This is a genomic window from Rhodoferax sp. GW821-FHT02C08, assembly GCF_059421805.1.
Map to the genome: position 1 here is coordinate 1 of NZ_JBWKVR010000005.1, position 18,686 is coordinate 18,686.

The following is an 18,686-nucleotide window of genomic DNA, read 5'->3' on the forward strand; positions in this document are numbered from 1 at the left end:
TCCCTACCTCCTCAAGAATGAGGAACGCAAACATGCAAATCACGCGCCAGCTCGGGACTTATTCAGCGTTGCCCTAAGATACCTGATCCGGCGGGTACTGGGTTTTCTGATCGAAGCTGACCAAATGCTCTCGCTCATACTTTCGTTGTTGCGTCTGCGCGACGCCAAGGCGCGTGTGCTGCCGTTGTTACCGTGGGCGCTTCACGATGAGATCGGCTATGACTACCCTGGTACCACTAGCAACGTGTTGCGGGCGCGGTCCGCGCAGGAGGAGGACGCGGAGATCAAAGCTCTACTCGTCGACATCTCCACGCAATTAGAAGTCGCCATGGCAGCGCTCGATGCGCTCCCGCGGCTTCGCGAACTGACGGTACCGCGCTCACTGCGCCGCGACTTTGCGAAAGCGCGCGACAAGGCAATGGAACATTCAATGCGCGAGGCCAGTAAGCGCTCGGTCCTCGCGCAGCTCGCGAGCCAAGTACACATCAAGGCCGGCGAGACCACCTTTCAATATCTGGACGAGTCATTCTCCGAGCCCACTGGGTTTGCCTCACATTCGGTCTCATTTGAGCTACCGCGGCGCGAGGTGCTCGATCCGGTGGGTAACGCCTACCGGCGACTGCAGCTTCGCACGACCAAGCGGGATCATGCATGAGCGCCAGCAACCCCATGCGTTTGGCACTGTCGCACTACCTTCGCACGCTGCGTGAGCGCGACGAGTTCGACCGGCTGCTGCCAGAGCTGCTGACGGAAATGGGCTACCTGCCTTTGGTGAAACCCAAGGCAGGTGTTCGTCAGTTCGGAGTGGACTTCCCAGCCGCGGGCAGATCCCCTGTCGATGGCGTCGATGAGCTGCTGATCTTTGTCATAAAGCAGGGCGACATAGGCCGGAACACCTGGGACGGAGATCAAAACGCCGTGCGGCAAAGCATGGACGAGATCATTGATGTCTGGCTCGCCAGTCATGTTCCGCCCGAGTACAGGAACCACCGCAAGGTGATCGTGGTGGCGACCACCGGTGACCTCGGCCAAGCAGTGCAAGCCAACTGGTCGGGCTTTGCGACACGCCATCCGCAGCTTCGATTCGAGTTCTGGGGCGCCGACAAAGTGGCCGACCTAGTCGAAGCGAATTTGCTCAACGAACACTTGTTCGATGGCCAGGACCGGTCAGATCTGCGCAAGGCGCTCGTGATGGGTGCCGATAGTGACTATCAATTCGACGATCTGTGCCGCTTGTTCCTTCGCCAGCTTGGCATGGCGTCCGACGGCCAATTGACCGAGGAGGGAAATAGGCAGTCAGTTCCGGCGCTCCTCAAGGCGTTACGCCGAATGCATCTGGCCGCCCTGGTGTGCTCGTACTGGGTGGCCGGCGAAGGCGAGCGGCGCCAAGCGCTTTGGGTACTGGAACGCACGCTGCTGTGGTGCTTCCATCGAGCCGTGCTGCAATCGCTGCAGGAGCGCGAAGACATACAAGAGGTCATCCGAGAAGTCTGGCGCTCCTACTTGGTGATAGCCAACCGGTACTACGAGGCAATCAGCGCGCACATCCACATGAAAGATGGACTGTCGGGCTACGCGCGTGAAGGCGCGGAGTATTCGGTACTGCTGCTTGAACAGGTCGGTCTCGTTGCATCGATCGGCCTATCCGCCGTTATGGTAGACGCCGAGCAAGACGATCTCTGGTCGGCGCGCAGTAATGAGTTCTCAGGTGCGCTCGCTGCGCTGCTGCGCAATCATGAGGCGGCCGCATCCCCGCGCATTGACGCTCAGGTGATCGATATTTGTCTGGCCTTGGTGCTGTTGGTCCAGACATGCCGCTTCGACATAGCGAACTGGTGGGTCGCGGAGATCGTTGGGCGCCTAAACCTTGTTTTCAGACTCGGCCGGATGTTTCCAGTCGGAACTGACTCTTTCGAAGACTTGGTTGAACTTAGCGTGTCTGAAAACGACGAGTTCAAGGGACGCATGAAACAGCATTCCTGGCTGCTGGCAACCATAGGCTCATGGTGTGCCATGTTAGGCCTCGATGGCGCGTATGAGGCCTTGGCCGAGGGCTATGTGCAGAACTACCCTGAGGTGGGCAGTCAGCTCTGGCACCCGTCTGCCGACTGGAGCACGCGGTGGTATTTCGCACCTGCACACCAGACCAACGGCAGCACAGAAGCACCCTACACACTGCCCACGTCGGCCCAAGTCCTGCGCGATCGCATCGCGCAGTTCAATACCACCGGGCGCCTTAGATGGGAGGAAAATTCGCCGGCGTTGGCGATAGGCCTGTGGCCTCTGGACTTCATAGCCTGCCGGCACTTTCGAACCCCTGTACCCGCCTCGTTGTGGTACCACCTGAATAGTACGCTGCCTAAACGTTGCGAGAACGAGAGCTGATTGACGCTGCGTATCCGAAATTTCGCAGAAGAGCCGGCTTTTGTGACCAAGTCACAGCGTACGACGTCAGTCTCGGGGCGGAAATTTTCGTTTGGTCCAGCATGGGTGAGCCAACGCCAGCTAGTGCGCCAATACGATCGACTGTGGCTGACTGCTGATTGGCACGCAGCAGACGATCGCGCTCATCACATCACCGACAGCTTTCGCTGGCGGGCATTAGCAACTGCGAAGCGACTGGTTACGCACATAAAACCAAATCGCCATACAAAAAAAGGGGCCAGCGGCCCCTTTTTTTAGATTACAAACTCCCGACGGACTTTATTTTTCTCCGACGGACTTTATTTGCTCCAGTCATTTATAGCATAAAGCCTCACTCCACCGTCACACTCTTAGCCAGGTTCCGTGGCTTATCGACATCCGTACCCCGCGCACACGCCGTGTGGTACGCCAGCAGCTGCAGTGGCACCACATGCAGCAACGCAGACAGCGCGCCGTAGTGCTCCGGCATGCGGATCACGTGCAGGCCTTCGCCGCTGGCGATGTGGGAATCGGCATCGGCCAGTACGTACAGCACGCCGCCACGGGCACGCACTTCTTGCAGATTGCTTTTCAGCTTTTCCAGCAGGGCGTCGTTGGGGGCCACGGCCACGACCGGCATCTCGCTGGTGACCAGGGCCAGGGGGCCGTGCTTCAACTCACCGGCGGCGTAGGCTTCGGCGTGGATGTAGGTGATTTCCTTGAGCTTGAGCGCGCCTTCCAGGGCGATGGGGAAGTGCAGGCCACGGCCCAGGAACAGCGCGTTTTCCTTCACTGCGAAGTCTTCGGCCCAGGCGATGATTTGCGGCTCCAGCGCCAGCACGGCTTGCAGCGCGGCGGGCAAGTGGCGCATGGCCTTCAGATGGCCGGCCTCTTCTTCTTCGGTCAGGCGGCCCTTGGACTTGGCCAAGGCCAGGGTCAGCAGGAACAGGCCTGCCAGTTGGGTGGTGAAGGCCTTGGTGGAGGCCACGCCGATTTCCACACCCGCGCGGGTGATGTAGGCCAGCTTGCATTCACGCACCATGGCCGAGGTGGACACATTGCACACTGTCAACGTGTGCTGCATGCCCAGGCTTTGGGCGTGACGCAGGGCGGCCAGGGTATCGGCGGTTTCGCCGGACTGGGTGATGGTGACCACCAAGGTCTTGGGGTTGGGCACCGAGTCGCGGTAGCGGTACTCACTGGCGATCTCCACCTGGGTGGGGATCTTGGCGATGCTTTCCAGCCAGTATTTGGCGGTGCAGCCGCTGTAGTAGCTGGTGCCACAGGCCAGGATCAGCACCGAGTCGATGTCTTTGAAAACGGCTTCGGCGTCGCCGCCGTTAGGGCCTTCAAACAGCCCCGGCACGATGGCGGTCACGCCTTCCAGCGTGTCGCCGATGGCGCGCGGCTGCTCGAAGATTTCCTTCTGCATGTAATGGCGGTAGGGACCCAGCTCGGCTGCGCCGCTGTGGGCGTGCACGGTCTTGACAACGCGGGTGACGGGCTTGTGGGCCTTGTCCACAATCCAGTACTTACCCATTTGCACATCCACCACGTCGCCCTCTTCCAGGTAGACGATCTGGTCGGTCACGCCGGCCAGGGCCATGGCGTCGCTGGCCAGGAAGGTTTCGCCTTGACCCACGCCCAGAATCAAAGGTGAGCCGGCGCGCGCGCCGATGACGCGGTGCGGCTCGTCCTTGCAGAACACGGCAATCGCATAGCCGCCGTGCAGCTGCAGCACCGTGGCCTTGACTGCCTCGAACAGGTCGCCGTTGTACAGGCTGTCCACCAGGTGGGCGATGACTTCGGTATCGGTCTGGCTGGTGAACACGTAACCCTTGGCCTTCAGCTGGGCGCGCAGCTCTTCGTGGTTTTCAATGATGCCGTTGTGCACCAGGGCAATACGGCCGGCGCGGCTGGCGGAATCGGCGCCGGGGCCGTGGCTGAAATGCGGGTGCGCGTTGTGCACGGCCGGGGCGCCGTGGGTGGCCCAGCGGGTGTGGGCGATGCCGGTGCCGCTCTCCAACTTGTCTTCGCTCACCTGCGTCATCAACTCGGCCACGCGCGAGGTGCTGCGGGCGCGCCGCAGGGTGCCGGTGTGCTGTGCATCCGGGCCCATGCCTTGCACGGCCACGCCGCAGGAGTCGTAGCCCCGGTACTCCAGGCGCTGCAGGCCCTGGACCAGGATGGGGACGATATTGCGGGTAGATACAGCGCCAACGATGCCACACATAAAAGACTCCAACAGTTTGTTTGTGCCGGCATGTTAAGCCTGAGCACGAGAAGATTGGTTTCAATATTTCATATTTAATGGAATAATATTTCTTACTAAATTTATCAAGAAATTAAAGTAAAAATTTATTCAATTTATGGAACAAATAGAACTCGATGCGATTGATCTGCGCCTACTGCAACAGCTGCAGCAGGATGCTTCGCTGAGCAATCTGGCGCTGGCGGAGCTGGTCCATGTCTCGGCCCCCACCTGCCTGCGGCGCGTCAAGCGCCTGGTGGACTCGGGCCTGATCGCCAGGCAGGTGGCCATCTTGGACAACGACAAGCTGGCCACGCAGCTGGGCCATGGCCTGACGGCGATTGTGGAAATCACCCTGGACCGGCAGGGCGACGAGCACCTGGCCGCTTTTGAGGCCCGGGTTGCGGCAGACGACGCGGTGCAGCAGTGCTACCGCGTATCGCCCGGGCCGGACGTCTGCCTGGTGGTGTTTGCCCGTGACATGCCAGACTACCTGGCCCTGGCGCAGCGCCTGTTCACCAGCGATGCGAATGTGCGCAATGTGAAGGCATTCTTCAGCCTGAAGCGCAGCAAGTTCGAGCCCCGTGTGCCGGTGGCACTTCGCACCAATATTTAAAGGAAAAAGGCCCGCAGCGCAGAATATACCTGCGCAAGCAGCTACCAAATCCATAGCACAAATATTGACTCACCCAGCCATCAATTTCTGCACGCGTCGGCACCAGAAATTTCAACCCGGCAGGCAACGCATCTGCTTATAGTGGCAGACAGCCCACCCGCACTGCCATGAATACCCCCACGCTAGAAGACACCGCCCAGCTGCAGACCCGCCGCGCCGAAGTGGCCCAAGCCCTGGCCGCCGCCCTGCCCCGCCACGCCATCCTGTCGCGCCGGGAAGACACCACGCCTTATGAATGCGACGGCCTGACCGCCTACCGCACGCCGCCGCTGCTGGTGGTGCTGCCCGAGACCGAGGCCCAGGTAGTGGCCGTGCTGCAAATCTGCCACCGCCTGCAGGTGCCGGTGGTGGCGCGCGGCGCGGGCACCGGCCTGTCCGGCGGGGCCATGCCGCACCGGCTGGGCGTGACGCTGTCGCTGGCCAAGTTCAACCGCATCCTGGCCGTGGACCCACTGGCCTGCACCGCCACCGTGCAGTGCGGCGTGCGCAACCTGGCCATCAGCGAGGCCGCCGCGCCCCACGGCCTGTACTACGCGCCGGACCCCAGCAGCCAGATCGCCTGCACCATAGGCGGCAATGTGGCCGAGAACTCGGGCGGAGTGCACTGCCTGAAATACGGCCTGACCTTGCACAACGTACTGCGTGTGCGCGGCTACACCGTGGAGGGCGAAGAGGTCGTATTCGGCTCCGAGGCGCTGGACACACCCGGCCTGGACCTGCTGCCCCTGGTCATTGGCAGCGAAGGCATGCTGGCCGTGACGCTGGAAGTCACCGTCAAGCTGGTGCCCAAGCCGCAGCTGGCACGCTGCGTGATGGCCAGCTTTGCCGATGTGGAGTCGGCCGGCAATGCGGTGGCAGCGGTGATTGCCGCCGGCATCATCCCCGCAGGCCTGGAGCTGATGGACAAGCGCATGACCGCCGCCGTGGAGGACTTCGTCCACGCCGGCTACGACCTGGACGCCGCCGCCATCCTGCTGTGCGAGAGCGACGGCACACCCGAAGAGGTGGAAGAAGAAATCACCCGCATGGAAGCCGTGCTGCAGGCCAACGGCGCCACCCGCTGCACCGTCAGTGTGGACGAAGCCCAGCGCCTGAAGTTCTGGAGCGGACGCAAGAACGCCTTCCCCGCGTCGGGCCGCATTAGCCCCGACTACATGTGCATGGACTCCACCATTCCGCGCAAGAAGCTGGCCGAGATCCTGCGCGCCATCGAGGCCATGGAACAGCAATACGGCCTGGCCTGCGCAAACGTATTCCACGCCGGGGACGGCAACCTGCACCCGCTAATCCTGTTCGACGCGAACGACCCCGACCAGATGCACCGCTGCGAACTGTTCGGCGCCGATATTCTGGAAACCAGCGTGCGCCTGGGCGGCACGGTGACCGGTGAGCATGGCGTGGGCGTGGAAAAGCTGAACTCCATGTGCGTGCAGTTCAGCGCACCCGAGCGTGAACAGATGCTGGCCGTGAAGCGTGCCTTCGACCCACTGGAGTTGCTAAACCCCGGCAAGGTCATCCCCAGCCTGCAACGCTGCGCCGAATACGGCAAGATGACCGTGCTGCGCGGCATGCTGCCCTTCCCCCATTTGCCGAGATTCTGATGGCCCACACCGACACTGCGCTGCAGCACCTCATAGAGCGGGTGCAAGCCGCCCACGCACACAAGACAGCCCTCAACATCCAAGGCGGCAATAGCAAGGCCTTTTACGGCGAAAAGCCGCACGGCGAGCCGCTCAGCATGCGCGACCTGGCGGGCATCAGCAGCTACGAGCCCAGCGAGCTAGTCGTCACCGCGCGCGCCGGCACCCCGCTGGCCGAGCTGGAGGCCGCCCTGGCCGCCAAGGGCCAGTGCCTGCCCTTCGAGCCGCCGCGCTTCAACGCCCACGGCACGGTCGGTGGCATGGTGGCCGCCGGCCTGTCCGGCCCCGCCCGCCCGCATGTGGGCATGGTGCGCGACTACGTGCTGGGCGCCACCGTGCTCAACGGCAAAGGTGAACTGCTGAGCTTTGGCGGCCAGGTCATCAAGAACGTAGCCGGCTACGACCTGTCGCGCGCCCTGGCCGGCTCCATGGGCGTGCTGGGCATCATTTGCGAAGTATCGCTGAAGGTGCTGCCCACGCCGCCCGCCAGCGCCACCCTGGTGTTCGAGATGGACGAAGCCACGGCCCTGCAGCAGCTGCACACCTGGGTCGGTCAGCCCCTGCCATTGAACGCCAGCAGCTGGCATGCGGGTCACCTGCATCTGCGCCTGGCCGGTGCCCAGGCCGCCGTGCACGCGGCCTGCCAGCGCCTGGGCGGCACGCTGCAGGAGCCCGAAATGGCCGCCACCTGGTGGCAGCTGGTGCGCGACCAAGGCCACCATTTCTTCCAACTGGATGCCGCCCACCTGGCGCGTGGCGAAGAACTGTGGCGCATCTCCGTACCCGCCACCACGCCGCCGCTGGACTTGCCGGGGCAAAGCTTCATCGAATGGGGCGGCGCGCTGCGCTGGCTGCGCGGCTTTGCCACGCCCAAGCAGATACGCGCCGCCGCAGCCCAGGCGGGTGGCCATGCCACTCTGTTCCACGCTGACCACCGGCATGACGGCGTATTCACCCCGCTGTCGGCCCCGCTGCTACGCATCCAGCGCGCACTGAAAGCCGCCATGGACCCGGCTGGCATCTTCAACCCTGGTCGCTTGTACCCCAGCCTGTAATGCAAACCCACCTCAGCCCCGAATTCAAGAACACTACCGACGGCCAGGCCGCCGAGGCGATTCTGCGCAAATGCGTGCACTGCGGCTTTTGCACCGCCACCTGCCCCACCTACCAGCTGCTGGGCGACGAGCTGGACGGGCCGCGCGGCCGCATCTACCTGATGAAGCAGGTGCTGGAGGGCGCGGAAGTTACGCGCAGCACCCAGCAGCACCTGGACCGCTGCCTGACCTGCCGCAACTGCGAATCCACCTGCCCCAGCGGCGTGGAATACGGCCAGCTGGTAGACATAGGCCGGCGCATCGTGGACGAACGCGTGGAGCGCCCCACCACCGAGAAAGTCGCCCGCTGGATCTTGCGGGAAGGCCTCACATCCCCGCTGTTCGCCCCGGCGATGAAGGTCGGCCAGGCGCTACGCCCGCTGCTGCCCCAAGCCCTAAAGAACAAGGTGCCCAAAGCCACGCCGGCCCAGGCATGGCCCACGCGCGAGCACGCCCGCAAGGTGCTGGTGCTGACGGGCTGCGTGCAGCCGGCGATGATGCCCAACATCAACAGCGCCACCGCCCGCGTGCTGGACGCTGCCGGCATCCAGACGCTGGTGGCGCCCAGCGCCGGCTGCTGCGGGGCCATCCGCAGCCACCTGGGTGACCACGGCGGCGGCCTGGCCGATACGCGCCGCAATATCGACGCCTGGTGGCCGCTGGTGGAGGCCCACACGGTGGAGGCCATCGTGATGAACGCCTCCGGCTGCGGCGTGATGGTGAAAGACTACGGCCACGCCCTGGCCGCCGACCCGGCCTATGCGGCCAAGGCCGCGCGCATCAGCGCACTGACACGCGACCTGAGCGAGCTGCTGCCTGATCTGGCCGCCGCCCTGCACGGCAAGCTACGGCCCGGCGCCCAACAGCAGCTGGCCTTCCACCCGCCCTGCACACTGCAGCACGGGCAAAAACTACGCGGCGGGGTGGAAACGCATCTGGGTGCGCTGGGCTTCAAGGTGCAGCTGGCCGCGTCTGAGAGCCATCTGTGCTGCGGCTCGGCCGGCACCTACTCGGTGCTGCAGCCCGCACTGGCCACCCAGCTGCGCGACCGCAAGCTGGGCCACCTGGAGCCGCTGGGTGCGCAAACCATCGTCTCGGCCAATATCGGCTGCATCCAGCACCTACAAAGCGGCACCAGCACGCCGGTGAAGCACTGGGTGGAGGTTCTGGATGCCGCTCTGGTTTACGAATGAAATAAGCCTCCAGCGCAGTTAATACCTGCGCGAGCAGCTATTCAAAATATAGCAACTACTCTGCCAGGCTGGTAGCGACGCTGATGTCGCCCTCCAGCACCCGGTGGATGGGGCATTTGTTGGCGATCTCCAGCAGCTTGGCACGCTCCTCGGGCGTGATGTCGCCTTCAATGTGCAGGCTGCGCTGCAGCGCGTAGCGGACCTTGCCGTCCTCGGTCTTACTCTCGGTGTGGCTGATGTCCACGCGCAGGTCGGTCACGGCCAGCTTGCGGCGGCGGATGTACAACTCCAGCGTCAGGCTGGTGCAGGCGGCCAGGGCCGAGTCCAGCAGGTCGTGCGGGTCGGGTGCCAGATCGTCGGAGCCCAGGGTGGCATCCACATCGGCGCTCCAGCTGTGGCGGCCATTGGTCAGGGTGGTGAGCGCACCGAACGGGCGGTGCAGGCGGGATTGGATGGGCATGGGTTTCCTGGGTGGCTTGAAGCAGCCACTTTAGCCCATTCCCCACCCGGCACGCCCCCGAAAAATCAAGCCAAATTGCCCTGGCACACGTACTTCAGGTGCATGTATTCGCCCAAGCCATGGGTCGAGCCTTCGCGGCCGTAGCCGGACTCTTTCACGCCGCCAAAGGGCGCTGCCTCCGCCGCCAGCGCGCCTTCGTTAATACCGACGATGCCGCACTCCAGCGCCTCCGCCAGACGCCAGATGCGCCGCACGTCGCTGGAATAGAAGTAGGCGGCTAGCCCGAACGGCGTGGCATTGGCTGCGGCCAGAACTTCGGCTTCGGAGGTGAAGCGTGTGATTGGCGCCACAGGGCCAAAGGTTTCCTCGCACGAGCAGTCCATGCTGGCCGTCGCGTCCACCAGCACCGTGGGCGCGTAGTAGTTCGCCCCCAATGTCGGCAGGCGCTGGCCGCCCGCCAGCACCCGGGCGCCGTTGGCCACAGCGTTCTGCACGTGGCGCTCGATCTTTTCGACGGCACGGGCGTTGATCATGGGGCCGATCTGCGACGCGGCGTCGGTCGCCGGACCGACCACCAGCGCAGCCACACGCGCGGCCAGCTTCTGGGCGAAGGCGTCGTGCACGCCGGCCTGCACATAGATGCGGTTCGGGCACACGCAGGTCTGCCCGCCATTGCGGAACTTGGACACCATCAGGCCCTCGATGGCCGCGTCGATGTCAGCGTCGTCGAACACGATGAAGGGTGCATTGCCACCCAGTTCGAGCGAGAGCTTTTTCAGCGTATCGGCCGAACGGCGCGCCAGATGCTTGCCCACCGGGGTGGAGCCGGTAAAGGTGATCTTGCGCACGCGCGGGTCGTCCAACCACACGTCCACCACCTCGGGGGTGCGCTCACGCGAGGCGGTGACGATGTTCAGCACGCCCGGCGGCACGCCGGCCTCCTGCGCCAGCTTTACCAGCGCAAGCGATGTCAGCGGCGTGTCCTCAGCCGGCTTGCAGACCACGGTGCATCCCGCAGCCAGGGCGGGCGCGATCTTGCGGGCGATCATGGCCGCTGGAAAATTCCACGGCGTAATGGCCGCGATCACACCCACCGGTTCCTTGAAGGCAAACATGCGGCGACCCGGCACTGGCGCGGGAATGATGTCGCCGCCGGCACGGGTGGCCTCTTCGGCAAACCATTCCACATAGCTGGCCGCGTACAGCACCTCACCCTTGCCTTCGGCCAGGGGCTTGCCTTGTTCGCGTGAGATCAGCCGGCCCAGATCTTCCTGGTGCGCCAGCATGAGGTCGTTCCAGCGCTTGATGATCTGCGCCCGCTGCTTGGCTGGCACGGCGCGCCAGACCGGGAAAGCCGCGTGGGCCGCATCGACAGCCACACGGGCGTCTGCGGCCGAGCCATCGGGCACGCTGGCAAACACCAGGTTGGTGGCGGGGTCGCTAACGTCCAGACGGCGGCCGTCGCTGGAGTCGCACCATTCAGTGCCTATGAGTTGGCGACCCGGCAGCAGGTCCTGGCGTTGAAGTGTCAGTGGCATAGAGGTATAGGGTGTGAAAGTAAGAAAAGATCAGGCGGCGGCAACATGCTCGGCAATGGCGATGCCAACCTCGGTGGTCGAGGCTGTGCCGCCCAGGTCCGGCGTACGTGGCCCACTGCGCAGCACGTCTTCAATGGCACGCACGATCGCGTCGTGCGCGGCGCGGCCCACACCTTCGCCATGGGTCAGAAAGTCCAGCATCAAGGCACCCGACCAGACCATGGCGATCGGGTTGGCAATGTTCTTGCCGTAGATGTCGGGGGCCGAGCCGTGCACGGGCTCAAACAGCGAAGGGAAGCTGCGCTCCGGGTTCAGGTTGGCCGATGGCGCCAGGCCGATGGTGCCGGTGGTGGCGGGGCCCAGGTCGGACAAGATGTCGCCAAACAGATTGGTGGCCGCCATCACGTCGAAGCGGTTGGGCTGCAACACGAAGCGCGCGGTCAGGATGTCGATGTGCTGCTTGTCCAGCACCACCTCGGGGTAGTCCTTGGCCACCGTTTCCGCGCGCTGGTCCCACCAGGGCATGCTGATGGCAATGCCGTTGGATTTGGTGGCCAAGGTCACATGCTTGCGGGGCCGACTTTGCGCCAGATCGAAGGCGAAACGCAGCAGGCGGTCCGTCCCCTTGCGCGAGTAGACCGACTCCTGGACCACGATCTCGCGGTCGGTTCCCTCGAACATGATGCCGCCCAGCGAGGTGTATTCACCCTCGGTGTTCTCGCGCACCACGTAGTAGTCGATATCGCCCGGCTTGCGGCCGGCCAGCGGACAGGGCACGCCCTCGAACAGGCGCACCGGGCGCAGGTTGATGTACTGGTCGAACTCGCGGCGGAACTTGAGCAGCGAGCCCCAGAGCGACACGTGGTCGGGCACGGTGGCGGGCCAACCCACAGCGCCAAAGTAGATCGCATCGACGCCCTTGAGCTGCTCCTTCCAGTCGTCCGGCATCATCTGGCCGTGCGCCTGGTAGTAGTCGCAGCTGGCCCAGTCCATGGTGCGGCACTCCAGTGAGAAACCGAAGCGCTCGGCGGCGGCCTGGACCACGCGCAGACCTTCGGGCAGTACCTCCTTGCCGATGCCGTCTCCGGCGATGAGTGCGATGCGAAAGCTAGGTTCCATGGCTATCAGGTCCTTGTGAAGATGGGGCTTGTCATTCAGGCCACAGCGCGCCGTTGATCCATCTCATCGAGCCAGCCGCGCCGAAGTTCGGGCACCGAGCGTTCCAGCAGTTCGTAATACGGATGGTGCGGGCCGCGGTTGTAGTCAGCGCGGGCAACTTGCGCGAGCTTGTGGCCGTCCTTCATGACGACGATTTCGTCGCAGACCGCGCGCACCGTGTGCAGGTCGTGGCTGATGAACAGGTAGGACACGCCGAGTTCACGCCGCAGCTCGGCGATCAGGTCGAGCACAGCAGCGCCAACGACGGTATCCAGCGCCGAGGTCACCTCGTCGCAGAGTATGAGGTCAGGGTCGGCAGCCAGCGCGCGCGCCAGGTTCACGCGCTGCTTCTGCCCGCCCGAGAGCCCACCGGGCAAACGCGCAGCCACGGTGTGTGGCAGCTTGACCAGGTCCAGCAGCTCGCGGATGCGCTTCTGCAGTGCCGGCCCGCGCAAGCCCTTGTAGAACACCAAAGGCCGCGCCAGGATGGCCTCGATGGTCTGCGAGGGGTTGAGTGCCGTGTCGGCCATCTGGAAGACGATCTGGATCTGGCGCAGCTCTTCCTTGCTGCGCTCGGTGAGCGTTGGTGCCAGCTCGCGGTTCTGGAAGATGATGCCGCCACCGCAGGGCTTGATCAGCCCGGCCACGGCACGCGCCAGCGTGGTCTTGCCGGAGCCCGACTCGCCGATCACGCCAATGGCCTGGCCCCGGTACAGCTTGAGGTCGATGTGCTGCAGGATCAGCTTTTCGGGCTGGCCCTGGAGGTCGGTGGGGCCATAACCAGCCGAGAGGTCGTGGATGTCCAGCAGCAGCTCGCTGCCACAGCCTTGCGGCGACACCCGGGGCGCAGGACGCGCCGCAGCCAGCAGGCTTTGGGTATAGGACTGGGCTGGCTGGCTGAGGATGTTTTCGGTCGCGTTGATTTCCTGCATCTGCCCGTTGCGCAGCACCAGAATGTGGTCGGCCATCTGGGCCACGACGGCCAGGTCATGGCTGACGTAGACCGCCGTGGCACGGCGCTCGCGCACCACACGGCGGAAGGCGCGCAGCACCTCCAGCTGGGTGGTGACGTCGAGTGCGGTGGTCGGCTCGTCCAGTATGACCAGGTCTGGGTCGGTGATCAGCGCCATCGCCGCCATCACGCGCTGCAGCTGCCCGCCGGACACCTGGTGCGGGTAACGCGCACCAATGGTTTCGGGACTGGGCAGCGCAAGCTCTCTGAACAGCGCCACGGCCTTGGCTTCGGCTTCAGGCCGCTTCATGAGGCCGTGGATGAGCGTGGGCTCCACCACCTGGTCCAGCAGCGTGCGCGAGGGGTTGAAGGAGGCCGCCGCACTCTGTGCGATATAGGACACGCGGCGCCCGCGCAGGGTGCGCTGCCCGGCTGCGTCCAGCGTCAACACGTCCACATCGCCGATGCGCACGCTGCCGCCGGCAATGGTGCAGCCGCTGCGGGCATGGCCCATCAGCGCCAACGCGGTGGTGGTCTTGCCGGAGCCGGACTCGCCGATCAGTGCCAGTACTTCGCCGGGCTGGATGGAGAAGCTGAGATGGTCCACCAGCGTCTGGCCGCCTGCAGTGATGTGCAGGTCTTTAACAACAACAGGTGCGCCCATCAGTGTGCTCCCCGGCGGCGTTCGCGGGCCGCGCGGCCCGGCAGGTTGTCGATAACCAGGTTGACAGCGATGGTCAGGCTGGCGATAGCCAGGGCCGGAGCGATCACCGAGGCGCCTGCATCGGGCAGCGCACCGATGTTCTCTCGCACCAGCGAACCCCAGTCGGCGGCTGGCGGCTGTATGCCCAGGCCGAGAAAGCTCAGGCCCGCCAACAACAGCACCACGTAGACGAAACGCAGCCCCAGGTCGGACAGCATGGGGCCCAGGATGTTGGGAAGAATTTCTCGCAGCATGATGTAGAGCGTGCCCTCACCACGGGTGCGTGCCACCACCACGTAATCCAGCGCATTGATATTGACTGCCAGCGAGCGCGCAATGCGGAAGGCGCCGGGGATATAGATGATGGCAGCCGTGGCCACCAGCATGGCCACCGAGGAACCGAACCCCGCCACCATGATGAGCGCAAACATCTTGCTGGGAATGGCGGTCAGGGTGTCCAGGCCACGGCTGAGCGTGGCGTCCAGCACCCTGCTGCCGCTGGCGGCCAACAGGGCCAGCACGGTTCCCACGCCGCTGGCGAACAGCGTAGCAATCAGGGCTACGCCGACGGTGTAGCGGGCGCCATTGACCACGCGCACCAGCATGTCGCGGCCAAGATAGTCCGTCCCCAGCCAATGCGCGGCACTGATGGGGGCGAAAACGGCATTGCTGCCGGAGCCGGCAAGCTCTCGCGACAACATCGCTGGGCCGAACAATGCGGCGAGCATCCAGATGGCCAGCACCGCCAGACCCACCAGACCAGATAAACCGAACCCGGATAGCCAGCGTCGACAAGCGCCGCGCGGGGTGGCCACGGGAGGAGCGGTCAAGGTTTGCACAACAGGTTCCATGGGGTATCGCTTATGTGTTGGGGGCGTTGAGGGGATATCGCAAAGAGATGCAAGCCAGGTACAGGCTACTCAGAGGTGGCGCAGGCGGGGGTTGGCGACGATGCCGCAAACATCGGCCAGCGTCACCAAGATGAGGTATCCCGCACAGAAGATCATGGCGCAGGCCTGCACCAGCGGCATATCACGCTGGGCGACAGCGTCCACCATCAGCTTGGCAATGCCGGGGTAGTTGAAGATGGTCTCGACAATGATCACGCCGCCAAGCAAATAGGACAGGCTGAAAGCCACGGCATTGGCAATCGGGCCAATGGCGTTAGGCAGCGCATGGACCATCACCGTGCGCAAGGGCGAGGCCCCCTTCAAACGCACCATTTCGATGTACGGCGCTTCAAGCTGGTCGATGACCGCAGCACGGGTCATACGCATCATCTGCGCGATGATCACGCAGCACAAACTGAGCACCGGCATCGCAAAGGCACGCAGCATCTGCCCTATGGATTCAATATCACTCGCATAGGACAGCGCGGGCAGCCAATGCAGCTTGACCGCGAAGACGAGCACCGCCAGTGTGGCAACCAGAAATTCAGGCACAGACACCACGCCAACGGCCACGGTGGAGGCAAACCGGTCGAACCAGGAACTGCGCCATACCGCCGAAGAGATACCCAATGCCAGAGCGATGGGAACCGAGAAAACGGCAGTCACGGCCGCCAGCAGCAGCGAATTGGGCAGGCGGCTGGCCACCAGCTCCCCCACGGGCATGCTGGTCGTAGCCGAGGTACCGAGATCGCCATGCAGAACACCCCCCAGCCAGTGGATGTAGCGCAACGGGGCGGGCACGTCCAGACCCATCTGCACACGCAGCGCGGCCAGGGCCGCTGGGGTCGCATCCTGACCCAACTGCTCCTGCGCGGCGTCTCCGGGTAACACGGCAGTGATCGCAAAGACCAGCGCTGAGACGGCCAGCAAGGAAAGCAAGCCAATGGCAATGCGCTGGCCGAGCAGCTTGAGAATCAGGGCATTCATATCAATCTTTCAGGTACAACAACCTGCCGCCTGCACAGCACTTGCAAGAAATGGGCACACTGTGGCGGGCGGTCATGTCCGTGGCTATTCAGGCCATCACGCAGCGCTTATGCGTCCAGCCAGACGTGCTCGGCAAAGGAGAAACCCATCAACCCGCCCAGCGGCCGGGCTTCCAAACCCTTGACCTTGGAGCTGTAGGCGTCAATGCTGGCAATGAACATGGGAATGCCGATGCCGGACTCCTGGTGGATCAAGGTTTGCATGTCGGCGTACTGCTGTTTGCGCTTGGCCAGGTCGGTTTCGGCACGCGATGCCAGCAGCAGTTGGTCGAACTTGGGGTTCTTCCAGCGCGACTCGTTCCACTGCGCGTCGGACTGGAAGAACTGTGTCAGCAAGGTATCGACGCTGGGCCGGGTGTTGATATTGCCGAAGCCAATCGGGCTGCTGAGCCAGTGGTTCGACCAATAACCGTCGGACGGCATGCGCTTGACATCCAGCTCTAGGCCGATGCGCTGACCCGTTTCCTGCATCAGCAAGGCGATCTCGGTGGAGTAAGTGGCCGCAGGCGAGGTCACGACAGGAATTTTTCCGCTCACACCCGATTTCTGCAGATGGAACTTGGCCTTGTCCAGGTCCATGGTCCGCTGCGGCAGGCCTGCGAAGTAGAAGCGGTTGGTCGGGTCCACAGGCTGGTCGTTGCCGACCGTTGCATAGTCCAGTGCAATGGTCTTCTTCATCTGCTCGCGGTCCAGCATGTACTTCATGGCCATGGCGAAGTCGGGGTTGGTACCCGGGCCCAGGTCGCGGCGCATGATCAGGTCGGTGTATTGACCGGACTGCGACGTCAGGATGTTGAAACCCGGTGTGCCTTTGACACGTGCGACAGCGCGCGGATTGACGCCGTTGATCAAATCCATGCCACCGGACAGCAGCGCATTGAGCCGGGCACTCTCGTCGCCGATACCCACAAATTCGACCTCATCGAGGTAAGGTTTACCGGGTTTCCAGTAAGACTCGTTACGGACAACGATGGAGCGTATGCCGGGCTTGAACTCCTTGAGCTTGTAGGGGCCTGTGCCAATGCCCGCAGTGAAGTCGGTCGTGCCGTCTTTGACGATGTGGAAGTGGAAGGTGGCGACGATGGTCGGCAAGTCGGCGTTCGGCGCCGTCAGCACGATCGTGACCTCGTTCGGACCGGTGGCCTTGACGCTTTCAATCTGGTCGGCCAGCACCTTGGCCTTGGAGGCCGTGGCCGGGTCCTTGACGCGCATCACCGAATACACCACGTCCGCTGGCGAGAGCGCCTTGCCGTCATGGAAGGTCACCCCCTTGCGCAGCGTAAAGACCCAGGTCTTGGCATCGCGGGTGGTGAACGATTCCGCCAGAGCTGGCTGGGGAGTAAGGCTGGCGTCGAGCACGGTCAAGCCATTGAAAAGCATGGTGCTGCGGCAGTAGTCGGCCTGGTTGGATTGCTTGGCCGGATCCAGCGTGTCGGTAGCGGCTGTCTGCTCACCCGAGACACGAATACGCCCACCCTTGCGTGGTGTCTGCGCATGGGCAGACATCGCGAAGGTGGCAGCACCACCAGCCAGGGTGGCCTGCATGCCACCCGCCATCAGCATGGCGAGCACATCGCGGCGCGAAGCTCCGCGGCGCAGGGACTCCATCACCCGGACGCTGTCTGTGGGATGGACAAGACTATCGAACTGATTGCGGCTATTGCTCATGGGGACGCACTCCTTGTAGAACGGTGAATGGGGGAGTAAATGGCTCAAAGACCGACGACGCCAGCCAGGCCGCCGATGTCCTGGATCTCGGTGTAGCCATAAGCCGGATTGCCGGGGCCATGGCCACGATTGACGAACACCTTGTTCACAATGCCGATGTCTGCGGCCGACATCAAGTCGTAGCGCAGGCTGGACGAAACGTGCAGCACATCCTCCGGGTTACAGCCCAGCGAGTCGAACATGAACTCAAAAGCGCGCAGCCGTGGCTTGTAGGCCTGGGCCTGCTGGGCGGTGTAGACACGGTAGAAAGGCGCACCCAGCATGGCGACGTTCTTCTGAATTTGAGAGTCGTCGGCATTGGAGAGAATCACCAGCGGGATCTCGTGCGCAACCTTGGACAGGCCTGCCGGCACATCTTCATGCGGTCCCCAGGTAGGAACGGCGTCGTAGTATTGCTGCGCATCGCTATCCAGATACTGGATCTTCCAGGCCTTGCACAGGCGGCGCACGGCATTCTTCAACACGGTCTCATAAGGCTTCCAGTCACCCAGAACCTCATCGAATCGATAGCTGGTGAAGTCTGCAATGAACTGCTCCATACGATCGGCCGGAATACGGTCCGCAAAAATGACCCGGGTCATCTCGGTCATACGGAAGCGCGTGAGCGTGCCGTAGCAGTCGAAGGTGATGTACTTGGGACGAAAAGCCATGGTTGCTGATCCTTGATATGCCGGTGTCCGACCGGAAACGGGTTGCGGCATAACTGATTTCCGCGACGTCTTGATGTGAAGTAATTGAATCACGCAAGCTCACGAGGGTTGTATGGAAATGGCTGGCGTTTTGATCCCAAGCTGCTGTTTGAAGTGGGGAGCGCGGCATGGCGTGCGGTTCGCACCGCATGCGTGCGGTATGCACCTTGGTGTGCTGCGGCGCATCCACCCGGCACGCTTTTGAAGCAAGGCTAGAGCAGGTTAGTCCGGCAACCCAGACTTGCTAAATACCCGGCTGCGGTAC

Annotated in this window: 15 protein-coding genes; 6 read left to right on the forward strand and 9 right to left on the reverse strand. The window is 63.4% G+C overall.

Annotation, left to right across the window (positions count from 1 at the left end; translation table 11 throughout):
- Nucleotides 1-655 (forward strand): hypothetical protein (locus AC07VY_RS07420; RefSeq protein ID WP_495097159.1); only part of this gene is annotated, 655 nt, incomplete at its 5' end.
- Entirely contained in the window at nucleotides 652-2,385 is a 1,734-nt protein-coding gene (locus AC07VY_RS07425) for a hypothetical protein (protein ID WP_495097158.1), read from the forward strand. The genes AC07VY_RS07420 and AC07VY_RS07425, both read left to right, overlap by 4 nt.
- 370 nt (nucleotides 2,386-2,755) lie before the next feature.
- Here the strand turns inward: AC07VY_RS07425 and glmS are convergent, their stop codons facing one another.
- The gene (gene glmS / locus AC07VY_RS07430) at nucleotides 2,756-4,636 is read right to left on the reverse strand and encodes a glutamine--fructose-6-phosphate transaminase (isomerizing) (RefSeq protein WP_495097157.1); all 1,881 of its coding nucleotides are present in this window, start codon (nucleotides 4,634-4,636) and stop codon (nucleotides 2,756-2,758) included.
- 136 nt (nucleotides 4,637-4,772) lie between these two features.
- Here glmS and AC07VY_RS07435 point away from each other — a divergent pair, with 136 nt between their 5' ends.
- The 4 genes from AC07VY_RS07435 (at nucleotide 4,773) to glcF (ending at nucleotide 9,257) form a co-directional block, all read left to right on the forward strand.
- Nucleotides 4,773-5,270 (forward strand): Lrp/AsnC family transcriptional regulator, encoded by a 498-nt coding sequence (locus tag AC07VY_RS07435; RefSeq protein WP_495073703.1) that lies wholly within the window; start codon nucleotides 4,773-4,775, stop codon nucleotides 5,268-5,270.
- Between the two features lie 167 nt (nucleotides 5,271-5,437).
- Nucleotides 5,438-6,931, forward strand: coding sequence for an FAD-linked oxidase C-terminal domain-containing protein (locus AC07VY_RS07440; RefSeq protein ID WP_495097156.1), 1,494 nt, complete (start codon nucleotides 5,438-5,440; stop codon nucleotides 6,929-6,931).
- Nucleotides 6,931-8,025 (forward strand): glycolate oxidase subunit GlcE, encoded by a 1,095-nt coding sequence (gene glcE, locus AC07VY_RS07445; protein WP_495097155.1) that lies wholly within the window; start codon nucleotides 6,931-6,933, stop codon nucleotides 8,023-8,025. Before AC07VY_RS07440 ends, glcE begins: the two co-directional genes overlap by 1 nt.
- Nucleotides 8,025-9,257: a glycolate oxidase subunit GlcF gene (gene glcF / locus AC07VY_RS07450; protein ID WP_495097154.1), complete on the forward strand. Its 1,233-nt coding sequence runs from the start codon at nucleotides 8,025-8,027 to the stop codon at nucleotides 9,255-9,257. Before glcE ends, glcF begins: the two co-directional genes overlap by 1 nt.
- Before the next feature lie 55 nt (nucleotides 9,258-9,312).
- Here glcF and AC07VY_RS07455 read toward each other — a convergent pair whose 3' ends face one another.
- From AC07VY_RS07455 to AC07VY_RS07490, 8 genes are all read right to left on the reverse strand, one after another.
- A complete protein-coding gene (locus AC07VY_RS07455; RefSeq protein ID WP_495097153.1) occupies nucleotides 9,313-9,717 on the reverse strand; it encodes an OsmC family protein in 405 nt (134 codons plus the stop codon).
- Between the two features lie 65 nt (nucleotides 9,718-9,782).
- Nucleotides 9,783-11,255: an NAD-dependent succinate-semialdehyde dehydrogenase gene (locus AC07VY_RS07460; protein WP_495097152.1), complete on the reverse strand. Its 1,473-nt coding sequence runs from the start codon at nucleotides 11,253-11,255 to the stop codon at nucleotides 9,783-9,785.
- 30 nt (nucleotides 11,256-11,285) lie between these two features.
- Nucleotides 11,286-12,374, reverse strand: coding sequence for a tartrate dehydrogenase (locus AC07VY_RS07465; RefSeq protein ID WP_495097151.1), 1,089 nt, complete (start codon nucleotides 12,372-12,374; stop codon nucleotides 11,286-11,288).
- A 35-nt stretch (nucleotides 12,375-12,409) separates the two neighbouring features.
- On the reverse strand, nucleotides 12,410-14,029 hold the full coding sequence (locus AC07VY_RS07470) for an ABC transporter ATP-binding protein (protein WP_495097150.1): 1,620 nt from the start codon (nucleotides 14,027-14,029) through the stop codon (nucleotides 12,410-12,412).
- The gene (locus AC07VY_RS07475) at nucleotides 14,029-14,919 is read right to left on the reverse strand and encodes an ABC transporter permease (protein WP_495097149.1); all 891 of its coding nucleotides are present in this window, start codon (nucleotides 14,917-14,919) and stop codon (nucleotides 14,029-14,031) included. Before AC07VY_RS07475 ends, AC07VY_RS07470 begins: the two co-directional genes overlap by 1 nt.
- A gap of 69 nt (nucleotides 14,920-14,988) precedes the next feature.
- Entirely contained in the window at nucleotides 14,989-15,945 is a 957-nt protein-coding gene (locus tag AC07VY_RS07480) for an ABC transporter permease (RefSeq protein WP_495097148.1), read from the reverse strand.
- 107 nt (nucleotides 15,946-16,052) lie between these two features.
- On the reverse strand, nucleotides 16,053-17,672 hold the full coding sequence (locus AC07VY_RS07485) for an ABC transporter substrate-binding protein (protein WP_495097147.1): 1,620 nt from the start codon (nucleotides 17,670-17,672) through the stop codon (nucleotides 16,053-16,055).
- Nucleotides 17,673-17,716: 44 nt separating this feature from the next.
- The gene (locus tag AC07VY_RS07490; protein WP_495073714.1) at nucleotides 17,717-18,382 is read right to left on the reverse strand and encodes a haloacid dehalogenase type II; all 666 of its coding nucleotides are present in this window, start codon (nucleotides 18,380-18,382) and stop codon (nucleotides 17,717-17,719) included.
- Between the last annotated feature and the right edge of the window lie 304 nt (nucleotides 18,383-18,686).

Coding starts and splice junctions, on each gene's coding strand:
- AC07VY_RS07425 (WP_495097158.1), top strand. CDS start 652: ATGAGCGCCAGCAACCCCATGCGTTTGGCACTGTCGCACTACCTTCGC.
- glmS (WP_495097157.1), bottom strand. CDS start 4,636: ATGTGTGGCATCGTTGGCGCTGTATCTACCCGCAATATCGTCCCCATC.
- AC07VY_RS07435 (WP_495073703.1), top strand. CDS start 4,773: ATGGAACAAATAGAACTCGATGCGATTGATCTGCGCCTACTGCAACAG.
- AC07VY_RS07440 (WP_495097156.1), top strand. CDS start 5,438: ATGAATACCCCCACGCTAGAAGACACCGCCCAGCTGCAGACCCGCCGC.
- glcE (WP_495097155.1), top strand. CDS start 6,931: ATGGCCCACACCGACACTGCGCTGCAGCACCTCATAGAGCGGGTGCAA.
- glcF (WP_495097154.1), top strand. CDS start 8,025: ATGCAAACCCACCTCAGCCCCGAATTCAAGAACACTACCGACGGCCAG.
- AC07VY_RS07455 (WP_495097153.1), bottom strand. CDS start 9,717: ATGCCCATCCAATCCCGCCTGCACCGCCCGTTCGGTGCGCTCACCACC.
- AC07VY_RS07460 (WP_495097152.1), bottom strand. CDS start 11,255: ATGCCACTGACACTTCAACGCCAGGACCTGCTGCCGGGTCGCCAACTC.
- AC07VY_RS07465 (WP_495097151.1), bottom strand. CDS start 12,374: ATGGAACCTAGCTTTCGCATCGCACTCATCGCCGGAGACGGCATCGGC.
- AC07VY_RS07470 (WP_495097150.1), bottom strand. CDS start 14,029: ATGGGCGCACCTGTTGTTGTTAAAGACCTGCACATCACTGCAGGCGGC.
- AC07VY_RS07475 (WP_495097149.1), bottom strand. CDS start 14,919: ATGGAACCTGTTGTGCAAACCTTGACCGCTCCTCCCGTGGCCACCCCG.
- AC07VY_RS07480 (WP_495097148.1), bottom strand. CDS start 15,945: ATGAATGCCCTGATTCTCAAGCTGCTCGGCCAGCGCATTGCCATTGGC.
- AC07VY_RS07485 (WP_495097147.1), bottom strand. CDS start 17,672: ATGAGCAATAGCCGCAATCAGTTCGATAGTCTTGTCCATCCCACAGAC.
- AC07VY_RS07490 (WP_495073714.1), bottom strand. CDS start 18,382: ATGGCTTTTCGTCCCAAGTACATCACCTTCGACTGCTACGGCACGCTC.